The following is a 24,287-nucleotide window of genomic DNA, read 5'->3' as shown; positions in this document are numbered from 1 at the left end:
CGCTAGCGCCACGACCACTGCACACCCACGCTGGCCCGTCGCCCCGGCCCGGGCTCGTAGTAGCGCCCATTGCCATCGTTGACGATCACCGAGCCGATGTAGGCTTGGTCCAGCACGTTCTCCAGACGCGCGAACGCACGCAGCTCGCCGCCCGGCAGGGTCCAGCGGCGCCCACCCTCCACGTGCAGCAGGGCGAAGCCCGGCGCGCGCTCCGTGGCCAGATCGTTGACCACGGTATCGCTGCTGGCGGTCGCCTCCAGCGCCCACTGCCAGTCGTCCGGGCTCCACTGCAGGCGAGCAAACGCCTGTTGCCGCGGCACACCGGGCAGGCGGCTGCCCGCGGCGACCACATTGTTCGAGGTCAGGTAGGGCGAGCGCACCTGCGCCTGCAGCCAGGTCCAGGCCAGCTGCAGTTCCAGCTGCTCGGCCAGCGGCTGGCGGTACTGAAGCTCCAGCCCCTGGCGCCGGGTGCGCCCGATGTTGCGGTAGGTGCTGCGTCCACCGATATTGCTGGCAACGGCCAGCTCATCGCCGGTATCTGCACGGAACAGGCTGACATCGAGCCGGGTTCCGCCCTGCGCGTGCCACTTGCTACCCATCTCCAGCGAGCGGCTGCGCGCGGCGGCCAGATCCAGCGCCAGCCCGGCCTGGCCGTCGGCGCGGTAGCCCAGTTCGTTGAAGGTGGGGGTTTCGAAACCGCGTCCCACCGCCGCGTGCAGCCGCCATTGCGGGCTCGCCTCGAAGCTGACCCCGGCCACCGGCGTGGTGGCCTGGTAACGGCGGCGGCCGCTGTCGTCCGGGTTGCGGCCGGTGATGTAGCGGTCGTCCGATTCGAAGCGCACGCTGCTGTGACGCACACCGGCCAGCAGTGACCAGCGCGGGCGCCACTGCCACCACGCCTGCGCGAACTGATCGACGTTCTGCACGATGTCGATCTGGTCGCGGCGCAAGCGGCCGCGCACGCCCAGCGTGCTGCCGATGAAGTTCTCGTAGCCGGTGCGATGCTGGCGCTGGCGGTCGGCACTGAGCCCGGCCACCACGTCCAGCGGCCGCCCTGCAAGATCGCCGTGCCAGCCCCAGCGCGCGTCCAGGCCACCATAGCCGCCCTCAAGATCGATCACGCCGCCTGCATGCAGCGGATTGGCCTGGGCCGTCGGCGGAATCGGCAGGTACTGGCTCACCGCGCGCTGGCCGGCGTAGCTCATCAGCTGCCAGCGCTGCGCCCCGTTCTCGCGGGTCCAGCGCAGGCCGGCCTGCTGCTGGCGCACCGATTTACGCGTGTTGTACTGGTCGGCGACCGACGTGGCCTGGCGCGGATTGGCTGCCACCTGCGCACGGGTCAGGCCCAGCGGGTCCTGCGCATCGGGAGCGTCCAGCGCATTGAGCAGCAACTCCAGGCGGCCACCGCCCAGCTCGCCGCCGATGCGTGCATTGAGCGATTCACGGCGGGCACGGCTGTGGTCGCGCCAGCCATCGGTGCGGAAGTGGTTGGCGGCGATGTTGTAGTCCAGCCCGTGGCCGGCCCCCTTCAATTGCGCACCGACGCTCAGCGTGTTGTCGGCACCGGCGTTGAGCCGCAACCGCCAGGGATCATCGGCCCGGCCTTGCGCGCTCCAGACCTGCAGCACGCCACCGGAGGAGTTGCCATACAGCGCCGAGAACGGCCCGCGCAGCACCTCAATGCGCTCGGCGCCGAGCAGGCTGGCGTGCGACAGCTGGCCCTGCCCATCCGGCATGGTGGCCGGCACGCCGTCGATCAGCACGCGCACCCCGCGCACGCCGAAGGTCGAGCGTGCGCCGAAGCCGCGGATCGACAGCTGGGTGTCCTGGGCGAAGTTCTGCCGATCGCGCGCCAACAGCCCCGGCACCCCGGCCAGCGCCTCGGACAGCTGCGCGCCCGCGCCGGCGCGGCCGGCATCGATCCAGACCGTGTCCTGGCTGGACGGCAACGCGAACGGGTCGATGCCCGGCACCCGTGCAGCCTGTACCTGCACCGCCGGCAGGGCGGTGGGCGCAGGGTCGGCCAACGCCGCCAAGGGCGACAGCAGCAGGGCGGAAAGCGACAGGCTACGGCGGCGTGTAGCGGTTTTCATGATTCAGGTTGATGGATCCGGCGGCAACGCACGCCATGGTACGGGGCCACGGATGACGATGGCGGCGGCCAGCCCCGGCAGGCTTTGTTACGATGGGCTGTTTCCGGCCGGAAGGCCGCAAGCCGCGTGGCGTAATTCCTCCCCCTTTCCGTCTACCGAACGAGTACCGCCGTGTCCTTCTTTGCAAACGTGGAACTGGTCCCAGGCGACCCGATCCTGGGCCTGACCGAGGCGTACAACGCCGACAGCCGCCCGACCAAGGTCAACCTGGGTGTGGGCATCTACTACGACGAGAGCGGCCGCATTCCGCTGCTGCGCGCCGTCAAGCAGATCGAGCAGCAGCTCGCCGCTGAAGCCAAACCGCGCGGCTACCTGCCGATCGATGGCCTGCCGGCGTACACGCAGGCCACGCGTGAGCTGGTGTTCGGCAAGGACTCGCCGCTGCTGGCCGCCGGCCGCGTCACCACCGCACAGACCGTCGGTGGCAGCGGTGCGCTGCGCGTCGGCGCCGACGTGCTGAAGAAGCTGCTGCCGCACGCCACCGTCGCGCTGAGCAACCCGAGCTGGGAAAACCACCGCGCGGTGTTCAGCGCGGCCGGCTTCGAGGTGGTGGAGTACACCTACTTCGACCCGACCACCCATGGCGTCAACTTCGATGCCCTGCTGGCCGACCTGGGCAAGCTGGAAGCGGGCACCGTGGTGCTGCTGCACGCCTGCTGCCACAACCCCACCGGTGCCGACCTCACGGTCACCCAGTGGAAGCAGGTCGCGCAGCTGCTGAAGGACAAGCAGCTGTTCCCCTTCATCGACATGGCCTACCAGGGCTTCGACAAGGGCATCGAGCAGGACGGCGCCGCGGTGCGCATCATCGCCGAAGCCGGCATCGACAGCTTCATCGTCGCCAACTCGTACTCCAAGTCGTTCTCGCTGTACGGCGAGCGTGTGGGTGCGCTGTCGATGGTGGCGCCGACCGCCGCGGACGCCAAGGCCGTGCAGTCGCAGGTCAAGCGCGTGATTCGCACCATCTACTCCAGCCCGTCCACCCACGGTGCCGCGCTGGTGGCCGGCGTGCTGACCAACCCGGAACTGCGCGCGATGTGGGAGCAGGAGCTGACCGAGATGCGCGAGCGCATCCACGCCCTGCGCCAGGGCCTGGTCGAGAAGCTGGCCGCGGCCGGTGCGCCGCAGTTCGGTTTCATCAACGAACAGGCCGGCATGTTCTCCTACTCCGGCCTGAGCCGTGAGCAGGTCGAGCGCCTGCGCGACGAGTTCGGCATCTACGCCGTCGGCACCGGCCGCATCTGCGTGGCCGCGCTGAACCAGAACAACCTGGAATACGTCGCCAAGGCCGTGGCCACCGTCGCCAAGGGCTGAAGCAACGCTCCAGCGGTTTGAGAACAAAGGCGCCGAAAGGCGCCTTTGTTTTTGCTTCTGCTTTGCTTCTGCTTTGCCTCTGCCTTTGCCACACCCTCCGCGCTCGCGGCGAACCCTGAAGCGCAGGGCGAGGTACACCGTGGCCAGGACCGTGAGGCGCATGGATGCGCCGACCGAGCCCCCATGGATGGGTTTACGGCGTGTCCTGGCCACGGTGTACCTCGCCCTGTGCCTCCATGAAGGAAGGCGCCACGAGCGCAACGCATCTGGAAACGATTACGCCTCCCTGCGCTCACGCACGCGCTGGCCGGACGGGCGACAATAGGCGTTTTCCCGCTGCCGAGACCTGCCCGACCATGTCCCGTACTTCGTTGACCCGCTTCCTGATCCAGGAACAGCACGCCGGCCGCATCAACGCCGACCTGCGCCAGCTGATCGCGGTCGTCGCCCGCGCCTGCACCAGCATCTCCATCGCCGTCAGCAAGGGCGCCCTCGGTGGCGTGCTCGGCGACGCCGGCACCGGCAACGTGCAGGGTGAAGCGCAGAAGAAGCTGGACGTCATCAGCAACGAGATCCTGCTCGAAGCCAACGCCTGGGGTGGCCACCTCGCGGCGTGCGCCTCGGAGGAAATGGACCACAGCCAGCCGGTGCCGGACATCTACCCGCGCGGTGATTTCCTGCTGCTGTTCGATCCCCTCGATGGCAGCTCCAACATCGACGTCAACGTCTCGGTCGGCACCATCTTCTCGGTGCTGCGCTGCCCGACCAACGTCGAGCTGCCGGGCGACGACGCCTTCCTGCAGCCGGGCAGCAAGCAGATCGCCGCCGGCTACTGCATCTACGGGCCCAGCACCCAGCTGGTGCTGACCGTCGGCCACGGTACCCACGCCTTCACCCTGGACCGCGAGAAGGGCGAGTTCGTGCTGACCACCGAGAACATGCAGATCCCGGCGTCCACCCAGGAATTCGCCATCAACATGTCCAACCAGCGCCACTGGGAAGCGCCGATGCAGGCGTATGTCGGCGATCTGCTGGCCGGCAAGGAAGGCGCGCGCGGCAAAAACTTCAACATGCGCTGGATCGCCAGCATGGTCGCCGACGTGCATCGCATCCTGACCCGCGGCGGCATCTTCATCTACCCGTGGGACAGGAAGGATCCGTCCAAGGCCGGCAAGCTGCGCCTGATGTACGAAGCCAACCCGATGGGCCTGCTGGTCGAACAGGCCGGCGGCGCCGCCTGGACCGGCCGCGACCGCATCCTCGACATCCAGCCCGACCAGCTGCACCAGCGCGTGCCGGTGTTCCTCGGCTCGCGCGAGGAAGTGGCCGAAGCCGTGCGCTACCACCACGCGCACGACGCCGCACAGGCCTGATAGGCGTTGCCCTACCGCGGTCATGGCAGATCGATGACATGACCATGGGGTGACACCGAGGGCGGCAAACGGCACCATCAAGCCGTTGCCGCTTAAGGAATGCACGCATGCACGAGCAGGGCCCGGTCGATTTCATCGAAGTCATCCACAATGCGGTCCCCAATGAGGTCTGCGCGGCGATCGTCGAACGCATGCGCGCTGCACAGGGCCTGCGACCGGGTGCGGTAGGCAGCGGTGTGTTCCCGGAACTCAAGCACAGCAAGGATCTGCGCATCAGCGGCCTGGACGGCTGGCAGGATGTGGATCATCAGTTGCAGCACGCAGTGTTCAACGGCCTGCTGACTTATCTACGCCGTTATCCACAGGCGTTGATCGCACCGCTGATGTTGCAGATCCAGGACAGCGACGGCCAACCGCGACGCCTGTCTGCCGAGGACTTCCCCGACATGTCACAGGAGCAGCTGGGCGATCTGGCCCGCACCTGCCTGCGTCCGGGCGCGATCAACCTGCAGTGGTATGCGGCGGGCGAGGGCGGTTACCCGTACTGGCACTGCGAGCTGTACCCGAAGGATCCGCAGGCCGAGACCCTGCACCGGCATGTGCTGTGGACGCTGTACCTCAACGACGGATTCGAGGAAGGCGAAACCGAGTTCCTGTTTCAGGGGCGGAAGATCGCACCACGCACCGGCAGTTTGTTGATCGCCCCGACGGCGTTTACCCACACCCATCGTGGCAACCGGCCGCAGGGCGGTGACAAGTTCATCGCAACGAGCTGGATCCTGTTCCAGAGTGCGCAGAAGTTGTTCGGGGGGTAAAGGTCGAGCGTGCTCGACGCTATCGCGTGCTCGACTTCGTTCCACTTTCAGTCGAGCAATCTCTACCGTGGGCGACGGCGATAGAGAATCGTGCCCGCCGCTACACCGAACACCGCCACACCGAAGCCAACGAGCTCTTCTTCTCCAAGCGCGTCGCCCGACATCAGCTTGCCGGCCGTCAGCAGCAGAACGTTCAATGGAAGCATCCACAGGAACGCGATGCCAAGCCAGTAGATAATCTTCATGTCATGTGCTCATGGGTCCGGATACATCGACTTGAAGTTGCTGTGTACAGATTGATGCCGCTTGGTCATCTCGTGGGCCCAAAGGTTCGCCAGAGATTTCCGTCGCCGCCTTGCCAGGCACTGAGCTTCTCGACAGGGATTTCCTTGAGTTGACAGGTGAACTGGAGATAGAAGGAACGGTCTTCCTTTCGATAACTGTTCCACCCGACAGACGTCACTTTGACCTCCATCCGACCATCGCGCTCGTGCGGCTGATCTAGTTCGACGTTCACGGAATCGGCCAACCAATAGTCTCCCTTGTGCGCAAAGCCCGCACCGCCACTGGCCAAGCGCGCATCCACTACCTCCGGCATTCCTTCGGACGAAGGCGAGTATCGCTTCAGGCTCCCGGTGATCTTGGTGAACTGCTGGGAATCGATCACGCCCGGCGACTCCGAGAAGAGCCGCAGCAGAAGCAGTGTGTCCGTGCCCTTGCTCACCCACTGACCGGTATTTGCCGTCCAGAGATGTTGCTCGAACTCGTCCAGGTCGGCTGGCATATCAGTGGCAATCGACGCCTGCGGAACGACGATGCATTCGTGGATGGCGCTTGCCTGAACCTGCAGGGTCGCAAGGGAGAAAAGGAGAGCGATGGCCGGAAGAAAACGCAGGCGTTTCATCATGCAGACACCGTTGATTCGACTTCAATCACGTGGGCGATTGGCAGGATGTGCCTGATCGAAAGGGGATGCGTCGGGATCAAATGCTCCCGTCCATGCATTGAGGTCGTGCATCTGCAGGGGCGAGGCTTTCAGGCGCTCTGATAGCTCGGTCGGTGCGTCACATTCACCGCGCCATTGCAGTGGGCTTGCGGAGCGGAGCGTTGCATCGACCAGGAGCTCGATGCCGGAGTCACCGGCGGAAACCACGGTAATCTGCCCTGCGACCGGCACTGCGTAGCAGCCCGTCTTTCCGGCAAATGCGCTGGATCCACTGCTATGAAACAGCCGTACGCGATCGTCGGAGACAGCGAACCGGTCACCTGCTTTCGCATCGGCGGGGAGCTGGATCGTGAGTTTGCTGAAGGTGGAACGGTCAGTCCTCCACGACGAGCGGAATCGTCTCAGCCCAATCACACGGCTGTTGCCGACAACGATCTGGTGACAGGCAAAGAGCCGCTGGCGTGGCTCGACCGTAAGGCAGGCGGGGTCGCGGATGGCAGCGTCTTCAACGAAAAACGCACGGGCAGCCTCTGCATCGGCACCACAGAAGTACAGAAACGCACCACAGCTGAAAGCCGATAGCCGCTTCACGGGCGAACCGATTCATCGTAAAGCGAACGGAATTGCACCGTCGCTGATCGTAGGTCATCCATCTGCATCCTTCCCTGGCTTGCAGGCCATCCGGCCAAGTGCAGATTGTTGCCGGTAAGTCGGGCAGCGGTCCAGCGCTCTAGAACAGACTTCCCTGCGGCGAATCCTTCTTCGGCGGCAACGGCTTCTGGAACCGACTGCAATCCAGCTTCGGCCAATGGCTGTTCTGCGCATTGAAACCCAGCCGCTTGCGCGCCAGCTTGAATCGGTTGTTCAGCAGATCCGCATACACGCCCTGGCCCCGCATCCGCGTGCCGAACTGGCTGTCGTAGTCCTTGCCGCCGCGCAGCTGCTGGATGGTGCTCATCACGTGTGCAGCGCGATCGGGATGATGGGTGTCCAGCCAATCGCGGAACAGCGGTGCCACTTCCAGCGGCAGGCGCAGCAGCACATAGCCTGCGGTGCTGGCGCCGGCATCGTGTGCGGCCTCCAGCACGGCTTCCAGTTCGCTGTCGTTGATCCACGGAATCACCGGCGCCACCATTACACCCACCGGAATACCCGCTTCATGCAGACGCTTCATCGCGCGCAGTCGTGCATGCGGCGCCGACGCGCGAGGTTCCAGCTTTGCGGAAAGATGCGGATCCAGCGAGGTCACCGAAAAATGCACGCTGACCAGGTTCTCCGCGGCCAGCGGTGCGAGCAGATCGATGTCGCGCTCGACCAGGGCGTTCTTGGTGATCAACGAAAACGGATGCTTGGTTTCCAGCATCACTTCGATCAGCTGGCGGGTCAGCTTGAACTTGCGTTCGATCGGCTGGTACGCGTCGGTGTTGATGCCCAGCGCGATCGGCTGCGGCACGTAACCCGGCTTCGACAGCTCCTTGCGCAGCAGCTGCGGCGCATTGGTCTTGGCAAACAGCTTGGTCTCGAAATCCAGGCCCGGTGACAGGTTCAGATAGGCGTGCGAGGGGCGCGCGAAGCAGTAGGAGCACCCATGCTCGCAACCGCGATACGGATTCACCGACTGGCTGAAGCCGACGTCCGGCGAAGTGTTACGGCTGATGATGCTGCGCGCGGTCTCGGCACGAACCTCGGTGCGCAGTCGCGGGGCGAGGAATTCCTCGCTCTGATCCACCGCCCAGCCATCGTCCACCGCCTCGCTGACGGTGCTTTCAAAGCGCCCGGCAAGGTGGGACGTGGAACCTCGGCCCTTGATCGCAATACCCATGCCCGCAGGGTACGCCGCGCCTGTCTCAATGACTGCGACGGTCGCCTGAAGGATTCAGGGCGGTGCTGAGCCGAGCATGGGCTCGGCTCTACAGTTCATGCAGAGACCTTGTAGAGCCGAGCCTACGCTCGGCTGCATCCATCGGTCACAGCAGCGCCAGGTAGCCCCGCACCGTGGCATCCAGCCCGTCATACAGCGCCTCACCGATCAGCGCGTGGCCGATCGACACTTCCAGCACGTCCGGTACGTGGGCCAGGAAGTCACGCAGGTTGTCCTGCGACAGGTCGTGGCCGGCATTGACGCCCAGCCCCACCGCCTGCGCGCGGCGTGCGGCGGTGGCGAACAGCGCCAGCATCGCCTCGGCATCACCGGCGGCGTGCGCTTCGGCATAGGGGCCGGTATACAGCTCGATGCGGTCGGCACCGACTTCAGCTGCCTGCTCCAGTAGCGGGTTGCCGGCGTCGACGAACAGGCTGACGCGGCAGCCCAACGCTTTCAGTTCGGCCACCAGCGGGCGCAGGCGCTCGCCGTCACGTTCGAAGTCGAAGCCATGGTCCGACGTGATCTGCCCATCGCCATCCGGCACCAGGGTGGCCTGCGCCGGGCGGGTCTGCGCGCATAGCGGCAGCAGCCCTGGGTAGCCCGCGCGTGGCGGCGCGAACGGGTTGCCTTCGATGTTGAACTCGACGCCGCGCGCGCCGGTCAGCGTGGACAGGGCCAGCACGTCCTCGGCGGTGATGTGGCGGCGGTCCGGCCGCGGGTGCACGGTGATGCCATGCGCGCCGGCGTCCAGGCAGGCCTGGGCGGCACGCAGCACGTCCGGTTCGGCACCGCCGCGCGAATTGCGCAGGACGGCGATCTTGTTGACGTTGACGCTGAGCTGGGTCATGGAACGGAACTACTGGGAAAGAGGGGACGGATCATGCTCGTCGGGGTCGGCGCTGCGACGTGCCTGGGCCTGCTCGCGCAGGCGGCGCAGTTCCTCGGCGTCCACCAGGGTGGCAGGATCGCGCTGAAGGTCGCCGAAGCGCGCGACGTAGCGGCCCCGCACCCAGGCCAGCAGCAGGGCCAGGGCGGCCAGCAGGCACAGGGTCATCAGCCCGGGGCTGGGCGTCTTCAGGGCGAAGGCAAAGCAGCCCAGCGCCAGCAGCAGGTACAACCAGTACATAGTCGGGCTCCCCGGGTAATCGCCGCAGTGTAGCGCTGCGTTACAGCAGCGGCGAGGCCAGCCGGGCAAAGGCCTCGGGCAGGCGGTGCAGCCACAACGAACGGCCGGCCTGGTCGTGGACCCGGGTCGCCCGCTCGAACTCGCCCTGCAGCAGCTCGGCCAGCTCGGCAACGCGGTCACGGTCGCTGATCATCATCGACAGCTCGAAGTTCAGGCGGAAGCTGCGATGGTCGAAGTTGGCGCTGCCGACGATGCAGACCTCGTCATCGGCGATGAAGGCCTTGGTATGCAGCATGCGGGGGCCATACTCGTAGATCTTCACGCCGGCATGCAGCAGCTCGTCGAAGTAGGAGCGTGCGGCCTGGGTGACGAACCAGGAGTCGCTCATCTTCGGTACCAGCAGGCGGACGTCCAGTCCGCCCAGCGCGGCTGAGGTCAGTGCCATCCGCGCCGCTTCGCCGGGCACGAAGTAGGGCGTCACCAGCCAGACCCGTTCGTGGGCCTCCTGGATCGCCGCCACGTGCAGCCGATGGATGGTTTCCCAGCCGGAGTCTGGCCCGGAGACCAGCACCTGCGCGTTGATCGGGCCATCGGCGCGCAACGGCATCTCGGCGGGCCAGAGGCGGGCGATGTCCATCTGCGAAGGATCCTGGCCGCTGGCGTAGAGCCAGTCTTCGGCGAACACCAGCTGCAGGCTGCGCACCACGTGGCCGCGGATCCGCATGTGCAGGTCGCGGTAGGCGTCGGGCCGGCGGCTTTCGTCCTCCTCGTCGGTGATGTTGATACCACCGGTAAAGGCCAGGCGACCATCGATGATCACCAGCTTGCGGTGGGTACGCAGATTCAGCCACGGGCGCTTGAAGGGCTTCAGCAGTTGCCGCGGATGGAACCAGATGGCCTCGCCGCCGGCGTCCAGCAACGGTTGCAGGAAGCGGCGGGGCAGGGCGGAGGATCCCACGGCATCCAGCAGCAGGCGCACCTGCACGCCCGCGCGGGCGCGTTCGACCAGGGCATCGCGCAGCGCGGTGCCGGCGTGGTCCGGATTGAAGATGTAGTACTCCAGGTGCAGATGGTCGCGGGCCTGCGCCACCGCCTCCAGCAGCGCGGCGTAGGTGGCCGCGCCATCGACCAGCCACGTCACTTCGGTGGCACTGCTCGGCGCCAGGCCGGTGGTGGCCTGGGCGATCTTGGCCAGCTCGGTGCAGTCGGCATCGGGCGGGCAGACGTCGCTGTAGTGCTCCATGCCCGAACGGGCACGGCCACGGCGCAGCCGCTGACGCTTCACCTTCTGCGGGCCCAGTAGGTAATAGATGAACAAGCCGAGGTAGGGCAGCAGCGCCAGCGACAGGATCCAGCTCAGCGTGGCCACCGGCTCACGCTTCTGCAGCATGATCCAGCCGGTCAGCGCGAGCAGATACAGCAGATAGGCTACCGCCAGGATCGTGCCGAGGTGGGCGATGCCGTCGAGCCAGTGGCGCAGGGAGTCGAAGAGGGCGAGCATCCGCCGATCATAGCGGCGCGTGCAACCTGATGGGGTCAGATCCCTTCCTGCGCGAAAGGGAGCTGACCCCGACGAGCCCCGCGGGCATAAAAAAAGACGCCCCTGTCTCCAGGGGCGTCTGCAGTCGCGTCATGACTGTTGTGTTGCGGTGTAGCGATTACTGCTGCACAAAACCGATCTTCTTCATCTGAGCGTTCTTCGCGGCGGCCAAAACCTTGGCCATCACGTCGTACTCGGAATCCGGGCTGGCGTCGATGCGCAGTTCCGGCTGGTTGGTCGGGTCACGCTGGACCTCCTGCTCCATCCGCTGCTGCAGCTCGCTGGTATTGATCGGGCTGTTGTTCCACGAGACCTGGTTGCTGGCGTCGATCTTCAGTTCGATCGGCGGCGGCGGTTCGACCAGCTGCGGCGGTGGGTTGAGCACGCGCTGCGGCAGGTCCACGGCGATCGGGTACGTCATGATCGGCGCGGTCACGATGAAGATGATCAGCAGAACCAGCATCACGTCCACGAGGGGCGTGACGTTGATGTCTGCCATGGGGCCCTTGCCACCACCACTACTGAATGCCATGGCTTATTGCCCCTTTTCTTTGGTCGCGACGAAGCCGACGTCCAGCATGCCCTGCTCCTGCGCGACCTTGGTCAGGTCGTTGATGACGCGCATCTTGGTGGTGCGGTCACCACGCAGGTTCAGCGGCGGCTGCGGGGTCTGCTGGGCGGCGGTCGCCAAGCGCGACTCGAGAGTCTGCTTGTTGATTTCTTCGTCGTTCCAGTAGATCGAGCCGTCTTCCTTGACTGCCAGCGTGATCGGTCCGGAACGCTTCTCAGCGTCTTCCGGCTTCTGGATCAGGTTGGCTTCCGGCAGATCCACCTTGACCTTGTGGGACATCAGGGGCGCCGTGATGATGAAGATGATCAGCAGCACCAGCATCACGTCCACGAGGGGCGTAACGTTGATGTCGGCCATGGGGCCGCCGCTGTTACCACTACTGAAAGCCATAACGGGCTCCGTCTAGATCTTGGTGACTACTTACGTTCGTCGCTGGGTGACGCGCGCCGCAATTAGCGGACGCGCGAGCCGGTGGCGAAGAAGTCGTGCAGGTCGTGCGCGAAGGTATCGAACTTGCTGATGGTCGCGCTGTTGATCTTGCTGAAGAAGTTGAAGGCGAACACGGCCGGGATTGCGACGAACAGACCGATCGCGGTCATGATCAGCGCTTCACCCACCGGGCCGGCAACGGCGTCGATCGAAGCGGAGCCGGTGGCACCGATCTTGATCAGCGCGCCGTAGATGCCCCACACGGTACCCAGCAGACCGACGAACGGAGCGGTTGCACCGACGGTGGCGAGCAGGGTCATGCCCGACTGCAGCTTGTTGCTTTCACGGGTCACGGCCTGACGCAGGGCGCGGTCGACGAACTCCGAACGGCTCAGGTTCTCACCGACGCCGCCGGTGGCGCCGCCTTCAGCGCGCTGGTGGTGGGCAGCAGCCTGGGCAGCGTCCAGGGCGATCTTCGAGAACGGCTCGGAAGCCGGCTGCTCTTCCATCGCACGGATGGCGTCCTGCGCGTTCGGGGTATCCCAGAACAGGCTGACGACGCGATCAGCGGCGCTCTTCAGGCGGGTAGCACGGAAGATGTTGATGACGGTCCAGTACCAGGACATGGCCGACATGACGACCAGGGTCAGCAGCACGACCCAGGAAACCGCGAAATCACCCGGCTTGGTGGTCATTTCGTGGATCAGGTGCTCGAAGCCCATCTGCGACAGGGCGTTGGACGGATTGCCCCCGGCAGCAGCGGCGATGAAAATTTCCTGCAGCATGACGCTTACCTTTGTTGTGTGTGGTGATAAAGGGTGTAGCTAAGCTAAACAATCGAACCGGGAGCGGGGGTGGCCAGGCGGCCACCCGGTCGCATCAGTTCAGCGCAAAGTTGACCGGGACGCGAACGCGACCTGCCGCCTTCTTACCGCCAGATTCAGCGGCGTTGAAGCGCCACTTGCGAGCTGCTTCCATCGCAGCACGGTCCAGGTCGCGGTTACGGCTGGACTTTTCCACCGTGACATTGGTGACGTTGCCGTTGGCATCGACATCAATGATCAGGATCACTTCGCCTTGGATACCGGCGCGGAAGGCTGCCGGCGGGTAGCGCGGCGGATTCATGGCCTTCGACGAAATGTCCACGCTGGCCTCGATCGAGGTCGCAGGTGCCGGCGGCGCAGGCGGCGACGGCGGGGTGACGATATCGTTCGGGCGCGGCTCCGGCACGTCCACGACCGGCGCCTGCGGCGGCGGCGGGACCGGCGACGGCTTCGGCGGCGACAGATTCTTCACCGGCGGCGGCGGAGTATCGGTCGGCGGCGGCGGCGGCGGCGGCGGCGGCGGCGGCGGCGGCGCATCGACGATGGTCACCATGACGTTGCGCTCCTTCTCCGCGACGGCCTTGGGAGCCACGGCGGGGATGAGGAGCATCATGAAGGCGGCCAGATGCAGGGCAATTACAAACGCGATGCCGACGATGCGAGGCCAGCTCAGCCCCTTGTCATCGGGTTGTTCGTACCGGTGAACGACTAGTTGTTCCGTCATGCGCCAAGAGCTCAATAGTGGGGCCGGGATGCCGGGGGCGGAATCCCTGATCAGCGGTGCATGACACCGCAGGAACCTCCAAGCTTATACCAATCCTGAGCGCCTGCGCATCAACTGAGCAGGCATTCAGGCGTTATTCCTACTTACTTCAGGTTGATGATTTTTTTGGCATCAGCCTGGTTCTTCACACCCTTCGCCAGCGCCTGCTGGGCGGCCTGCTTGGCCTCCGGGATGCGACCCTCGGCATGCAGGACGCGTGCCAGGTTCAGGTAGGTCTCACCGTCCTTGGACAGCGGGGCAGCCTTCTGCCACGCATCGATCGCCTGCGGCACCTGGTCGGAGTAGTAGTAGGACTGGGCCAGCGCCAGGTAGACCTGGTAGTCCGGCTTCAGGATGCCCTTCTGCAACCCTTCGTTGATGACCGCGATGACGTCCTTTTCCTTGTGTTCGGTGTTGGCATAGATCGAGTACAGCTGCTTGTACTCGCGCTCTTCGGTGAGCTGGCCGCTGCTGCGCAGCTTGTCCATCACCGCAGCGGCCTTGTCCATCTGGTCGGCCTGCATGTACATGCTGGCGAGGTTCAGCTGGGCCTTCTTGTCGTTCGGGTTCTTGGCGGCCAGGGCCTCGGCTTCCTTGACCGCTTCACCGGACTGGCCGGCTTCGGACAGAGCCGCCATCAGCAGCTGGTTCCAGTTGTCCTTCGGTTCGGCGGAACCGGCGATGGCCTGCTTCAGCACCGGGATCGCTTCCTGGTAGCGCTCCAGCTGGTACAGCGCCTGGCCCTTGGCGATCAGTTCTTCCGGCTTGGTCGACTTGCTCTCGGCGAAGTACTTGTCGAGGGTGGCCAGGCCTTCGGCGGTCTTGTCTTCCTGCAGCTCCAGCTGGCCCAGCATCAGCATCGACTGGAAGTGGCCGTTGTTGTCCAGGCCGTTGAACTGCAGGACCTGCTTCAGGTAGGCGATCGCCGCCGGGGTGTCGTCGGTCTGGTAGGCGGCCTGCGAGGCCAGCTGCGCAGCCAGCGACTTGTCGTACTCGTTCGCGGCGCTGTCAGCCAGGATCGCATCGGCCTGGGTGCGGGTCTCCGGGAACTTTTCCTTGTTATAGCTGTCGATCATTTTCTGCAGCTTGCTGCCCAGCTTGGCCGAAGCCTTGACCGTCGGCTCCTGGCGGGTCGCGTTCGGGTACAGCACCTCGGCCTTGGCCTGCTTGCCGCCGCGGTTGCCGCGCTCGGACGAGCGCGAGGACTGCGCGAAGGCATCGGTGACCACGGCGCCGGTCAGGGCGGTCGCGACGAGGACGGAAAGCACAGCTTTGTGGTTACGGAAAATCATCGTTCACCTCGATCGAACCGCCGGTTAGCGGCAAAGTCGGACTGTCAGAAAAATCTGAGCCGCCAAACGTATCAGAAACAGATGGCGTGAGAAATCGTTTTATGTGCTGCACTACAGCATAGAACTGCGCACTCATCCGCACTTTGGCCGCAGTCCGGCGGCCTGCGCCTGCTCGTAGACCGGCGTCAGTGCCGGCGCATCGCGTCGCAGTTCCTGGATCCGGTTGGCCGGATCGGGGTGGGTGGACAGCCATTGTGGGCTGCGACCGCCGCTGGCCGCCATCATGTTCTGCCACAGATCGACCGCCTGCGCCGGGTTGAAACCGGCCTGGGCCATCAGTCGCTGGCCGATCACGTCAGCCTCGCTTTCCTGGGTGCGCGAGCCCGGCAGCAGGAAGGCGGTCTGCGCACCCATGCCACCGAGCTGGTTGACGGTGCTGGCGGCGCCTTCGCCGTAAGCGGCTCCGGCCAGGGCACCGAGCACGGCCAGGCCGGTCTGGGCGCCCATCTGGCGGGTGATGCGCTCTTCGTGGTGGCGGGCGATGACGTGGCCGATTTCATGGCCGATCACGGCAGCCAACTGGTCCTGGTTCTTGGCCACGGTGAAGATGCCGGTGTTCACACCAACCTTGCCACCGGGCAGAGCGAACGCGTTGGGTTCCTTGTCGACGAACACCGCGGTTTCCCACCGTACGCCACGGTATTGAGGCGGCAGCTGCGCGACCAGCGCATTGACCACACATTGCACGTAGCCGTTCTGGCGACCGTCGGTGCTGATCTTTTGCTTCTGCTTGGTTTCAGCGAACGCCTGTGCGCCGAGCTGATCCAGCTGTGCCTGCGATACGCCGCCCACCATCTGCCGACGGCCGGTGGGCGAGGTCGTGGTCGCGCAGGCGCTGACCAGGGTGGTGATGACAAGGGCCAGCAGCAGTTGTTTCATGGAAGCTCCCCCGTGTTCATGTGCGCAGTGTGTCGGGTTGCGGCTTAATCTTTCGTCAAGCGGGCACGGCGTTACGTTGACCCCAGGAACACCATCGCGGCAAGTGCCACCGCGTTGTTCAGCGCATGCGCGGTGATCGCCGCCCACAACGTGCCGGTGCGCTTGTAGAGCCAGCAGAACGCAGCGCCCATGCCGCCATAGACCAGCCACAACTGGGCCATTCCCAGCAGCGAATTCCTGCTCAGTCCGGGGACTTCATGGACCAGCGCGAAGGCCAGGCTGCTGAGGAGGATGCCCAGCCAGGGGCGGCCTGCCTGCCAGAGGCGCCCGAACAGCACGCGTCGGAACAGCAGCTCCTCGTAGGCCGGGGCCAGCACCACCGCGAACAGGACCAGGAACAGCGGGAAACGCGCGATTGCGTTCTGCATCAGTTCCACGTTGGTCGGTACCGGCTCGATGCCGAACTGCTTGGCCAGGAAGGCGATGCCGTTGCTGCCGATCACGATCAGCGTGGCCACCAGCAGCGTCCAGCCCCAGGTCGAGGGACGGCGCAGTGCCTGGCGGGAGGCGAGGCGTTCGCCTGCGTTGGCGGGACGCCGCAGGAAGTACAGCAGCAGGGCCGCGCCACCGGTGGCGATCAACGCCATCAGGATCTGCGCCAGGGCGCCGGGCTGGCCCACCGCCGCGCCGACAGCGTCGGGCGACAGCGCGCCACCATTGGCCGCCGCGTTGGCGCGGCTGACCACGATCGCGCGATAGAACCCCCACAACAGGCCGGTCGCCATGCTCAAGCCGAACAGGGTAACGGCGGCAATGCCCAGGTCGATGAAGAAGCCCGCCAATGCGGAACCGGCACGCGGCGCGGCCGAGGCCGGCGGAATCGGGGGCGGGGCGGAAACCGGGGCGGATGCGGACATCGGGTACCTGCGTTCAAGGATCGAAGGCCGGTGCGCCTCCCCGCGCACCGGCCATCACCGGATTGTGTCAGATATCCAGGTTGGCGACCTTCAGCGCGTTGTCCTCGATGAAATCGCGACGCGGTTCGACGACATCGCCCATCAGGGTGCTGAAGATCTGGTCGGCCGCGACAGCGTCTTCGATGCGCACCTGCAGCAGTCGGCGGGTTTCCGGGTTCACGGTGGTGTCCCACAGCTGCTCCGGATTCATTTCACCCAGACCCTTGAATCGCTGGATCTGGCGGCCGCGCTTGGCCTCTTCGAGCAACCAGTTCTGCGCCTTGGCAAAGCTGTCCACTTCAATCGACTTGGCGCCGCGGGAGATGGTCGCACCTTCGCGGACCAGGCCATGCAGCAGCTTGGATGCCTGGTGGATCGCGCGCAGTTCACCACTCTCGAACGCCGACATGGGCAGGACCTGGATATGCTGTTCGCCCATGTGGCGACGGGTGACCAGCACAGCTGCGGGGCGCTCATCGTTCGGCTCCTGCAGTTCCAGGCTGAAGCGCGGGCTGCCCAGGCTGCCCTGGTTGAGGCGCTTGGCCAGCGCATCCAGGCCTTCGCCTTCGCCGGCATTGCGCAGGCTCTCCAGGTCCATCGGCACGAAATCGACCAGCGCTTCCAGCAGGTTGCGGTCATAGCGGTGGGCGTTGCGCTCGATGGAATCGAGGGCAGCGGCGTAGGCCAACAGCAGCTTCTCCAGCGCCAGGCCTTCGATGCCCGGTTCGCCGGTGGCCGGCACCAACGCAGCGTTTTCCACCGCGCTGCTGGCCAGGTAGCTGTCCAGCGCCGGGTCGTCCTTCAGGTACAGCTCCTGCTTGCCCTGCTTGATCTTGTACAGCGGCGGCAGGCCGATGTAGACGTAACCGCGCTCGATCAGCTCCGGCATCTGGCGGTAGAAGAACGTCAGTAGCAGGGTGCGGATGTGGGCGCCGTCAACGTCGGCGTCGGTCATGATGATGATCTTGTGGTAACGCAGCTTGTCCGGGTTGTACTCGTCACGGCCGATGCCGGTGCCCAGCGCGGTGATCAGCGTACCGACCTGGTCGGAGGACAGCATGCGGTCGAAACGTGCGCGTTCCACGTTGAGGATCTTGCCGCGCAGCGGCAGCACCGCCTGGTTCTTGCGGTTGCGGCCCTGCTTGGCCGAACCACCTGCCGAGTCACCCTCGACGATGAACAGTTCGGACAGCGCCGGATCCTTCTCCTGGCAGTCCGCCAGCTTGCCCGGCAGGCCGGCGATATCCAGCGCACCCTTGCGGCGGGTCAGGTCGCGGGCCTTGCGCGCCGCTTCACGTGCACGGGCGGCATCGACGATCTTGCCGGCGATCGCCTTGGCTTCGTTCGGGTTCTCCTGCAGGAACTCTTCCAGGCGCGCACCGAAGGCATTTTCCACCGCCGGGCGCACGTCAGAGCTGACCAGCTTTTCCTTGGTCTGGCTGGAGAAGCTCGGGTCCGGCACCTTCACCGACAGCACCGCGATCATGCCTTCGCGCATGTCGTCGCCGGTCAGGTTGATCTTGGCCTGCTTGGCGATGCCGTTCTGCTCGATGTAGTTGTTGAGTACGCGGGTCAGCGCACCGCGGAAACCGGCGAGGTGGGTACCGCCGTCCTTCTGCGGAATGTTGTTCGTGAAGCAGTACATCGTCTCCTGGTAGGAGTCGGTCCACTGCAGCGCCACCTCTACGACGATGCCGTTGTGCTCGCCGGTAACCGAGATGACGTTCGGGTGCAGCGGGGTCTTCAGCTGGGCCAGATGCTCCACGAAGCTGCGGATGCCGCCTTCGTAGTGGAAGTCATCGCGGCGGCCATCGCCACGCTCATCCGTAAGGACGATCTTGACGCCGGAATTCAGGAACGACAGTTCGCGCAGGCGGCGGGCCAGGATGTCGTAGTGGAATTCCACGTTGCCGTGGAAGGCGACGGTCGACGGCCAGAAGCGCACGGTGGTGCCACGCTTGGTGGTAGCTTCCAGCTTGGCCAGCGCGGTCACTGCGGCGCCGTTGCTGAATTCCTGCTGGTAGTGGGAGCCGTTCTGGAACACGTCGACCAGCAGCTTCTGCGACAACGCGTTGACCACGCTGACGCCGACGCCGTGCAGGCCGCCCGAAACCTTGTAGCTGTTGTCGTCGAACTTGCCGCCTGCGTGCAGGACGGTCATGACGACTTCGGCCGCAGACACTTCGCGACCGAGCTTGGCACTCATCTGCTCGTGCTTGCCGGTCGGGATACCACGGCCGTTGTCGGATACCGAGACCGAGCCATCGGCGTGGATCGTTACGGCAACATGGTCGGCGTGGCCGGCCAGGGCTTCGTCGATCGAGTTGTCGACGACCTCGAACACCATGTGGTGCAGACCGGTGCCGTCATGCACGTCGCCGATGTACATGCCGGGACGCTTGCGGACAGCCTCCAGGCCTTCCAGGGCGGTAATGCTGTTGGCGTCGTAATTGCCGTTGTTTGCCGGGGTGTTCTGTTCGTCGCTCATTGCGCTTGCCGTAGGCTCCGCAGGTCGGGCACCGCCTGGGGCGATGCGCCGAGAATGAAAGGATTCCAACCCGAATTATACCAGCCGGGGTCGTGCGGCCCTGGTGTGCCCACTATGGCACAGCCACGATCTGTGCATGTTCCACGTGGAACCGGGCGATCTGGGTCGAGTCCTGCAGCGCCGCCGGGGTTTCGGTGGCGGTGATGAAGATCTGTGCCGGGCCATTGAGCAGGCGCTCCAGTACCCGCGCCTGATGGGTGCGATCCAGCTCGGAGGCAAGATCATCGAGCGCGATCACGGGCCACTCGCCGCGCTGCTCCGCATAGTCCTCGGCCTGTGCCAGCAGACAGGCCAATGCCGTCAGCTTGGCCTGGCCCCGCGACAGCGCATCGCGGCCCGGAATGCTGTGGAAATCCACACTCCAGTCCGCCCGATGGGGTCCCACCGAGGTATAGCCAGCCTGCCGGTCGCGTTCACGGGCCAGAAGCAGGGCATCGGCCAGCGGAAGCTCATGCCGACGCCAGCCCGGACTCAGATCCAGCCCCTGGATGCCCAGCTGCGGCGCCAGACTGGCAGCCAGCGCCACCGTTCGTTGCTGCAGGCGCTCCAGATAGTGTTGGCGGCGGCTGGTCAGCGGTTCCCCGGCCTCGGCCAGCTCGTGATCCCAGGTATCGAGCATCCGCGACGGCCCACCCTGCTTGAGCAGGGCATTGCGCTGCTTCAGCGCCCGTGAGTAACGGCGCCACAGGGAAAGGAAATCCGGTTCCACGTGGAACAAGCCCCAATCGAGAAAGCGCCGGCGGGGCTCGCCACCACCGCTGACAAGGGCATGGCTGCCCGGCTCGAACGTCACGACTGCCAGCGCGGCGCACAGATTGCCAAGCTGGGCCACGTCTTCGCCATCCAATCGCCCCTTCCATTCCTGCCCGCTGTGGCGCAGGCCCGCCTTGCGGCGATGCGGTGGGTGATCGGCGCGCTGTTCGTCCCATTCCACGAAGATTTCCAGCGCTTCCTGGCCCTGTCGGACCAGGCCGTCTCGGACCCGACCACGGAAGCTGCGTCCGTAGGCCATCAGATGCAGGGCTTCGAGCACGCTGGTCTTGCCGGCCCCGTTGTCGCCGGTCAGCAGGTTCAAGCCTGGCTGGGGCGACAGGTCCACCGCACTGAAGCGACGCAGGTGATGCAAGGCGAGGCGGCGGATAAGCATGGGGCGCGAAACACCATCCGCACGGGGCGGTAGCAGGGCAGGGAATCCATCAGCTTACTGCATCGGTCAAGCCGGGCGCGGGGTCGCGCCGGTCAAGCCGAAGATGCTGCTTCTGCGCCCATCAATGGACGCGTTCCACGTGGAATGCGGTGACGCGCCCACGCGTGCAGGGCTGGAATGGCCCGGAATTTCTTCAAATCTGCGCGGGGTTCCAGGGTCCAGGCCCTCAGATTTCGACGATTTCGCAGGCACTGCAGGGCCCTCCTGGGGCACCTCGCGGATGATGTCGACGGATGATCCCGCCGATTCCTTCAAATCTGCGACCCGATGCCCCGCAGGGTTCCACAGATTTCAAGAAATTCAGGACGCTTGTTCCACGCTGTCCACAGCAGGTCTGTATGACTTATACACAAGGTATGGGCAATCTGTGGATAAAAAAGCCCTTTTGCTCCGCCCCAGAAACTATCCACAGGTTCCCCCCCAGCCCGAGGGCCCTCTATACAGGGGGTTTCAGACTCACAATTCTCTTTGAAAACAAAGAGATAATGTATTCTTCCACGAAATCTGGCTCTACCATCACCACCATGCTTTAGATTTATACCCAGATTTAGAAGCTAGGCCCGCCCCAGACTGCCGCCAAGGCGGCCTGTGGACAGTGTCGTTTGCAGAAGCGGAGACCTGCTCCCGCGGAATATGACCTGCTGCGTCCGATATCGAAGATCAGGACAGCGAAGTGGGAATGAGAAAAGGCCGCTGCCAGAACCGCGATTGCCTGAAGCCTGGCAGGCACCCCAAGGCGAACTTCCAACATCCAGCATTCCGGAGTTGCCTCCAGCAAACGAGATCAAGCGGGTCTCGGCCGGGCAGGGTACGTCCGGGCTTTCTCCGATACGGATCGGCAATGCTCCACGTGGAACATAAAAAAAACGCCCGGGAGGTCCCGGGCGCTTCTGGGTTCCACGTGAAACAGCGCTTCCGTCAGAGACGCAGCGGCATCACCACGTGACGCGACTTCTCGCTGCTGGATTCACGCACCAGCGCAGACGAGTTCGAATCGCGCAGCTGGATGATGACTTCCTCGTCGCGCAGCGCAGACAGGGCGTCCAGCAGGTAGTTCACGTTGAAGCCGATGGCCAGGTCACTGACCGTGGTATCCGCTTCGATCTCTTCCTGGGCTTCTTCCTGCTCCGGGTTGTGCGCGCTGATCTTCAGGTTGCCCGGCGAGACTTCCACGCGGATGCCGCGGTACTTCTCGTTGGACAGGATCGCGGCACGCTGCAGCGACGCACGCAGGGCTTCACGGTCTACCTTCACTTCGCGGTCGGCGCCGATCGGGATCACCGCTTCGTAATCCGGGAAACGACCGTCGATCAGCTTCGAGGTGAAGGTGACATCGTCGCGCTTGACGCGGACGTGGCTGCGGCCGACTTCCAGCTCGATCTCGCGATCACCGCTTTCCAGCAGGCGCTGCAGTTCGGTCACGCCCTTGCGCGGCACGATGATCTGTCGCTTGGAACCGCTGGGCTTGGCCAGGTCGGTTTCACACAGGGCCAGGCGATGGCCATCGGTGGCGACGGTACGCAGGGCATCACCGCGCAGGTCGAACAGCAGGCCGTTGAGGTAATAGCGCACGTCCTGCTGAGCCATCGCGAACGCCGTGCGTTCGATCAGTTCCTTCAGGGTCGCTTCGCCAATGGCCACGCGCTCGGTGGCTTCCACTTCATCCACCGACGGGAAGTCGTTGGAGGGCAGGGTCGCCAGCGTGAAGCGGCTGCGGCCAGCCTGCACGGTGATCTTGTCACCGGTCTGCGAGACGGTGATCCGGCTGCCGTCGGGCAGGGCGCGGATGATCTCGAACAGCTTGCGGGCGGGAATGGTGGTTTCGCCGTCCTGGGCGTCTTCAACCGCGATCCGCGACACCATCTCCACTTCCAGGTCGGTACCGGTCAGCGACAGCTGGCCGTTCTGCACCTGGACCAGGAAATTGGCCAGGACCGGAAGGGTCTGGCGGCGTTCGACCACGTTGACGACCTGTGCCAACGGCTTGAGAAAGGCTTCGCGCTGCAGTGTGAAACGCATGTGGTTCCGTGCCCCTATGCTTTAAAAAAATGTGGAATAAATCAAAAGCTTGGTGGTGCTGGTAGAGACAGAATCGCTGGAAAACAACGCTAAGTCTTTGTAAATAAAAGAATTTCAGAGCTCGAAACCCTCTGTATTACCGACCCCCAGGGGGTGGGGAAAGCTGTGGATAAATTCGGCGCGATTTCAAACGCCATTTTTATCCACAACGTGTCCCGCGCTTGCTACCGGATTCTGCACCGTTTTGTGCGATGACGCCTCATCGGCATCCGTGCATCATTCGCTCAGCTTCCGGATCAGCTTGTCCCAGTCCTCGCGGAGCTTGCCGTCGGTTTCCATCAGGGTGCGGATCTGGCGGCAGGCATGCAGCACCGTGGTGTGATCACGACCGGCAAAGGCATCGCCGATCTCGGGCAGGCTGTGCTCGGTCAGTTCCTTGGTCAGGGCCATGGCGACCTGGCGCGGACGTGCCAGCGAGCGGGTCCGACGCTTGGACAGCAGATCCTTGATCTGCAGCCCGTAGTAGTCGGCCACGGTTTTCTGGATGTTGGGAATGCTGATCGCCTGCTGCTGGGCGCGCAGCAGGTCGCGCAGGGTTTCCTGAGCGAATTCGGTGGTGATCGCGCGGCCGGTGAAATTGGCACGGGCGGTCAGGGTATTGAGCGCGCCCTCGAGGTCGCGCACGTTGGAGCGCATCTTCTTGGCGATCAGGAACGCAACATCATCGGGAATCTCCGCGCCGCGCTCGCGTGCCTTGGCCAGCACGATCGCTGCGCGCGTCTCGAAGTCCGGCGGTTCGATCGCGACCGACAGGCCCCAGGCAAGCCGCGACTTCAGGCGCGCTTCCAGGCCTTCCACTTCGCGCGGATAGCGGTCACAGGTCAGGATGATCTGCTGCTTGCCATCGAACAATGCGTTGAAGGTGTGGAAGAACTCTTCCTGGGTGCGGTCCTTGCCGGCGAAGAACTGGATGTCATCGATCAGCAGCGCGTCGACCTGCTGGAACTGGCGCTTGAACTGATCCATGGTCTTTTCCTGCAGGGCCCGGATCATCGCGCTGAAGAACTGTTCAGAACGCAGGTACAGCACCTTCGCGCCCGGATTGGCCTGGCGCATGGCGTTGCCGGCAGCGAACATCAGGTGGGTCTTGCCCAGGCCGGTGCCTCCGTACAGCAGCAGCGGATTGTGCGCGCGGTCGCCCGGTTTCTGCGCTGCCTGGAAGGCGGCGGCCAGGCCCAGCTGATTGCTGCGGCCTTCAACGAAGTTGGCGAAGGTGTAGTGATTGTCCAGATTGCCGGCAAACGGCACCTGCGGTTCGCTGGAAACATGCGCCGATGACGTGGAAACCGGCGCGTTCTGCGCCTCCACAGGGCGCGGGCGCGAGCCGATTTCAAGAAAAACGTCGCTGAAGCCGGCGAAATGCGCCAGCAGTTCGCGGATCCGGGCCAGGTACAGCTCGCGGACCTGGTCGACGATGAAGGCATTCGGTGCATACAGCACCAGGCTGTCCACGCGCAGATCGGCCTGCAGAGGCTTCAACCAGGTATGAACGTCTTCCGGCGGGAACTCCGCTTCGAGGCGCTCGAGACTACGGGACCAAGCATCCAT

General features: G+C 64.7%; 22 protein-coding genes. 4 read left to right on the top strand and 18 right to left on the bottom strand.

Features of this window, described 5'->3' with window-relative positions; translation table 11 throughout:
- Positions 1–2: 2 nt before the first annotated feature.
- Entirely contained in the window at positions 3–2,093 is a 2,091-nt protein-coding gene (locus QP512_RS00110) for a TonB-dependent receptor (RefSeq protein WP_286070462.1), read from the bottom strand.
- A 171-nt stretch (positions 2,094–2,264) separates the two neighbouring features.
- On the opposite strand from QP512_RS00110, the gene QP512_RS00105 reads away from it, so the two are divergent.
- The 3 genes from QP512_RS00105 (at position 2,265) to QP512_RS00095 (ending at position 5,655) form a co-directional block, all read left to right on the top strand.
- Complete coding sequence (locus tag QP512_RS00105; RefSeq protein WP_106549157.1) at positions 2,265–3,467, top strand: amino acid aminotransferase; 1,203 nt, start codon at positions 2,265–2,267, stop codon at positions 3,465–3,467.
- 356 nt (positions 3,468–3,823) lie between these two features.
- The gene (locus QP512_RS00100) at positions 3,824–4,840 is read left to right on the top strand and encodes a class 1 fructose-bisphosphatase (RefSeq protein WP_286070461.1); all 1,017 of its coding nucleotides are present in this window, start codon (positions 3,824–3,826) and stop codon (positions 4,838–4,840) included.
- Positions 4,841–4,947: 107 nt separating this feature from the next.
- Positions 4,948–5,655 (top strand): 2OG-Fe(II) oxygenase, encoded by a 708-nt coding sequence (locus QP512_RS00095; RefSeq protein ID WP_286070460.1) that lies wholly within the window; start codon positions 4,948–4,950, stop codon positions 5,653–5,655.
- 62 nt (positions 5,656–5,717) lie between these two features.
- Here the strand turns inward: QP512_RS00095 and QP512_RS00090 are convergent, their stop codons facing one another.
- Together QP512_RS00090 and QP512_RS00085 are read right to left on the bottom strand one after the other, a co-directional pair.
- A complete protein-coding gene (locus tag QP512_RS00090; protein WP_286070459.1) occupies positions 5,718–5,900 on the bottom strand; it encodes a hypothetical protein in 183 nt (60 codons plus the stop codon).
- A 65-nt stretch (positions 5,901–5,965) separates the two neighbouring features.
- Complete coding sequence (locus QP512_RS00085) at positions 5,966–6,559, bottom strand: hypothetical protein (RefSeq protein WP_286070458.1); 594 nt, start codon at positions 6,557–6,559, stop codon at positions 5,966–5,968.
- A gap of 318 nt (positions 6,560–6,877) precedes the next feature.
- Here QP512_RS00085 and QP512_RS00080 point away from each other — a divergent pair, with 318 nt between their 5' ends.
- A complete protein-coding gene (locus QP512_RS00080; protein ID WP_286070457.1) occupies positions 6,878–7,183 on the top strand; it encodes a hypothetical protein in 306 nt (101 codons plus the stop codon).
- A 148-nt stretch (positions 7,184–7,331) separates the two neighbouring features.
- Here QP512_RS00080 and QP512_RS00075 read toward each other — a convergent pair whose 3' ends face one another.
- The 15 genes from QP512_RS00075 to dnaA all read right to left on the bottom strand — a co-directional run bounded on the left by QP512_RS00075 (position 7,332) and on the right by dnaA (position 24,287).
- Positions 7,332–8,423 carry a PA0069 family radical SAM protein gene (locus QP512_RS00075; protein WP_286070456.1) on the bottom strand — a complete coding sequence of 364 codons (1,092 nt, stop codon included), beginning with the start codon at positions 8,421–8,423 and terminating at the stop codon, positions 7,332–7,334.
- 145 nt (positions 8,424–8,568) lie between these two features.
- Positions 8,569–9,312, bottom strand: a complete 744-nt coding sequence (locus QP512_RS00070) for a pyridoxine 5'-phosphate synthase (protein WP_286070455.1) — start codon at positions 9,310–9,312, stop codon at positions 8,569–8,571.
- A 9-nt stretch (positions 9,313–9,321) separates the two neighbouring features.
- Positions 9,322–9,591, bottom strand: coding sequence for a hypothetical protein (locus QP512_RS00065; RefSeq protein ID WP_286070454.1), 270 nt, complete (start codon positions 9,589–9,591; stop codon positions 9,322–9,324).
- Between the two features lie 40 nt (positions 9,592–9,631).
- A complete protein-coding gene (gene cls, locus QP512_RS00060; protein WP_286070453.1) occupies positions 9,632–11,092 on the bottom strand; it encodes a cardiolipin synthase in 1,461 nt (486 codons plus the stop codon).
- 157 nt (positions 11,093–11,249) lie between these two features.
- Positions 11,250–11,663, bottom strand: coding sequence for a biopolymer transporter ExbD (locus QP512_RS00055; protein ID WP_005411740.1), 414 nt, complete (start codon positions 11,661–11,663; stop codon positions 11,250–11,252).
- Between the two features lie 3 nt (positions 11,664–11,666).
- Positions 11,667–12,092 (bottom strand): biopolymer transporter ExbD, encoded by a 426-nt coding sequence (locus QP512_RS00050; protein WP_005411739.1) that lies wholly within the window; start codon positions 12,090–12,092, stop codon positions 11,667–11,669.
- A gap of 62 nt (positions 12,093–12,154) precedes the next feature.
- Positions 12,155–12,916, bottom strand: a complete 762-nt coding sequence (gene exbB, locus QP512_RS00045) for a TonB-system energizer ExbB (protein ID WP_004132614.1) — start codon at positions 12,914–12,916, stop codon at positions 12,155–12,157.
- A gap of 94 nt (positions 12,917–13,010) precedes the next feature.
- On the bottom strand, positions 13,011–13,568 hold the full coding sequence (locus QP512_RS00040; protein ID WP_176510643.1) for an energy transducer TonB: 558 nt from the start codon (positions 13,566–13,568) through the stop codon (positions 13,011–13,013).
- A gap of 254 nt (positions 13,569–13,822) precedes the next feature.
- On the bottom strand, positions 13,823–15,010 hold the full coding sequence (locus QP512_RS00035; protein ID WP_286070452.1) for a tetratricopeptide repeat protein: 1,188 nt from the start codon (positions 15,008–15,010) through the stop codon (positions 13,823–13,825).
- 132 nt (positions 15,011–15,142) lie between these two features.
- Entirely contained in the window at positions 15,143–15,949 is an 807-nt protein-coding gene (locus tag QP512_RS00030) for a M48 family metallopeptidase (protein WP_286070451.1), read from the bottom strand.
- A 71-nt stretch (positions 15,950–16,020) separates the two neighbouring features.
- Positions 16,021–16,866 (bottom strand): CPBP family intramembrane glutamic endopeptidase, encoded by an 846-nt coding sequence (locus tag QP512_RS00025; protein WP_286070450.1) that lies wholly within the window; start codon positions 16,864–16,866, stop codon positions 16,021–16,023.
- A gap of 67 nt (positions 16,867–16,933) precedes the next feature.
- The gene (gyrB, locus tag QP512_RS00020) at positions 16,934–19,393 is read right to left on the bottom strand and encodes a DNA topoisomerase (ATP-hydrolyzing) subunit B (RefSeq protein WP_286070449.1); all 2,460 of its coding nucleotides are present in this window, start codon (positions 19,391–19,393) and stop codon (positions 16,934–16,936) included.
- Positions 19,394–19,505: 112 nt separating this feature from the next.
- The gene (recF, locus tag QP512_RS00015; protein WP_286070448.1) at positions 19,506–20,600 is read right to left on the bottom strand and encodes a DNA replication/repair protein RecF; all 1,095 of its coding nucleotides are present in this window, start codon (positions 20,598–20,600) and stop codon (positions 19,506–19,508) included.
- A 978-nt stretch (positions 20,601–21,578) separates the two neighbouring features.
- On the bottom strand, positions 21,579–22,679 hold the full coding sequence (dnaN, locus tag QP512_RS00010) for a DNA polymerase III subunit beta (RefSeq protein WP_005411731.1): 1,101 nt from the start codon (positions 22,677–22,679) through the stop codon (positions 21,579–21,581).
- A 276-nt stretch (positions 22,680–22,955) separates the two neighbouring features.
- On the bottom strand, positions 22,956–24,287 hold the full coding sequence (gene dnaA, locus QP512_RS00005) for a chromosomal replication initiator protein DnaA (RefSeq protein WP_057503118.1): 1,332 nt from the start codon (positions 24,285–24,287) through the stop codon (positions 22,956–22,958).

It is taken from the genome of Stenotrophomonas sp. 57, assembly GCF_030291075.1.
Classification (GTDB): Bacteria; Pseudomonadota; Gammaproteobacteria; order Xanthomonadales; family Xanthomonadaceae; genus Stenotrophomonas.
The sequence above is the reverse complement of the archived record's forward strand: the minus strand, read 5'-3'. Positions and strand labels throughout refer to the sequence as shown.

Bases quoted from the DNA above. Each gene is read 5' to 3' on its own strand.
- QP512_RS00110 (WP_286070462.1), bottom strand. From the start codon at position 2,093: ATGAAAACCGCTACACGCCGCCGTAGCCTGTCGCTTTCCGCCCTGCTG.
- QP512_RS00100 (WP_286070461.1), top strand. From the start codon at position 3,824: ATGTCCCGTACTTCGTTGACCCGCTTCCTGATCCAGGAACAGCACGCC.
- QP512_RS00095 (WP_286070460.1), top strand. From the start codon at position 4,948: ATGCACGAGCAGGGCCCGGTCGATTTCATCGAAGTCATCCACAATGCG.
- QP512_RS00090 (WP_286070459.1), bottom strand. From the start codon at position 5,900: ATGAAGATTATCTACTGGCTTGGCATCGCGTTCCTGTGGATGCTTCCA.
- QP512_RS00085 (WP_286070458.1), bottom strand. From the start codon at position 6,559: ATGAAACGCCTGCGTTTTCTTCCGGCCATCGCTCTCCTTTTCTCCCTT.
- QP512_RS00080 (WP_286070457.1), top strand. From the start codon at position 6,878: ATGAAACAGCCGTACGCGATCGTCGGAGACAGCGAACCGGTCACCTGC.
- QP512_RS00075 (WP_286070456.1), bottom strand. From the start codon at position 8,423: ATGGGTATTGCGATCAAGGGCCGAGGTTCCACGTCCCACCTTGCCGGG.
- QP512_RS00070 (WP_286070455.1), bottom strand. From the start codon at position 9,312: ATGACCCAGCTCAGCGTCAACGTCAACAAGATCGCCGTCCTGCGCAAT.
- QP512_RS00065 (WP_286070454.1), bottom strand. From the start codon at position 9,591: ATGTACTGGTTGTACCTGCTGCTGGCGCTGGGCTGCTTTGCCTTCGCC.
- cls (WP_286070453.1), bottom strand. From the start codon at position 11,092: ATGCTCGCCCTCTTCGACTCCCTGCGCCACTGGCTCGACGGCATCGCC.
- QP512_RS00055 (WP_005411740.1), bottom strand. From the start codon at position 11,663: ATGGCATTCAGTAGTGGTGGTGGCAAGGGCCCCATGGCAGACATCAAC.
- QP512_RS00050 (WP_005411739.1), bottom strand. From the start codon at position 12,092: ATGGCTTTCAGTAGTGGTAACAGCGGCGGCCCCATGGCCGACATCAAC.
- exbB (WP_004132614.1), bottom strand. From the start codon at position 12,916: ATGCTGCAGGAAATTTTCATCGCCGCTGCTGCCGGGGGCAATCCGTCC.
- QP512_RS00040 (WP_176510643.1), bottom strand. From the start codon at position 13,568: ATGATGCTCCTCATCCCCGCCGTGGCTCCCAAGGCCGTCGCGGAGAAG.
- QP512_RS00035 (WP_286070452.1), bottom strand. From the start codon at position 15,010: ATGATTTTCCGTAACCACAAAGCTGTGCTTTCCGTCCTCGTCGCGACC.
- QP512_RS00030 (WP_286070451.1), bottom strand. From the start codon at position 15,949: ATGAAACAACTGCTGCTGGCCCTTGTCATCACCACCCTGGTCAGCGCC.
- QP512_RS00025 (WP_286070450.1), bottom strand. From the start codon at position 16,866: ATGTCCGCATCCGCCCCGGTTTCCGCCCCGCCCCCGATTCCGCCGGCC.
- gyrB (WP_286070449.1), bottom strand. From the start codon at position 19,393: ATGAGCGACGAACAGAACACCCCGGCAAACAACGGCAATTACGACGCC.
- recF (WP_286070448.1), bottom strand. From the start codon at position 20,600: ATGCTTATCCGCCGCCTCGCCTTGCATCACCTGCGTCGCTTCAGTGCG.
- dnaN (WP_005411731.1), bottom strand. From the start codon at position 22,679: ATGCGTTTCACACTGCAGCGCGAAGCCTTTCTCAAGCCGTTGGCACAG.
- dnaA (WP_057503118.1), bottom strand. From the start codon at position 24,287: ATGGATGCTTGGTCCCGTAGTCTCGAGCGCCTCGAAGCGGAGTTCCCG.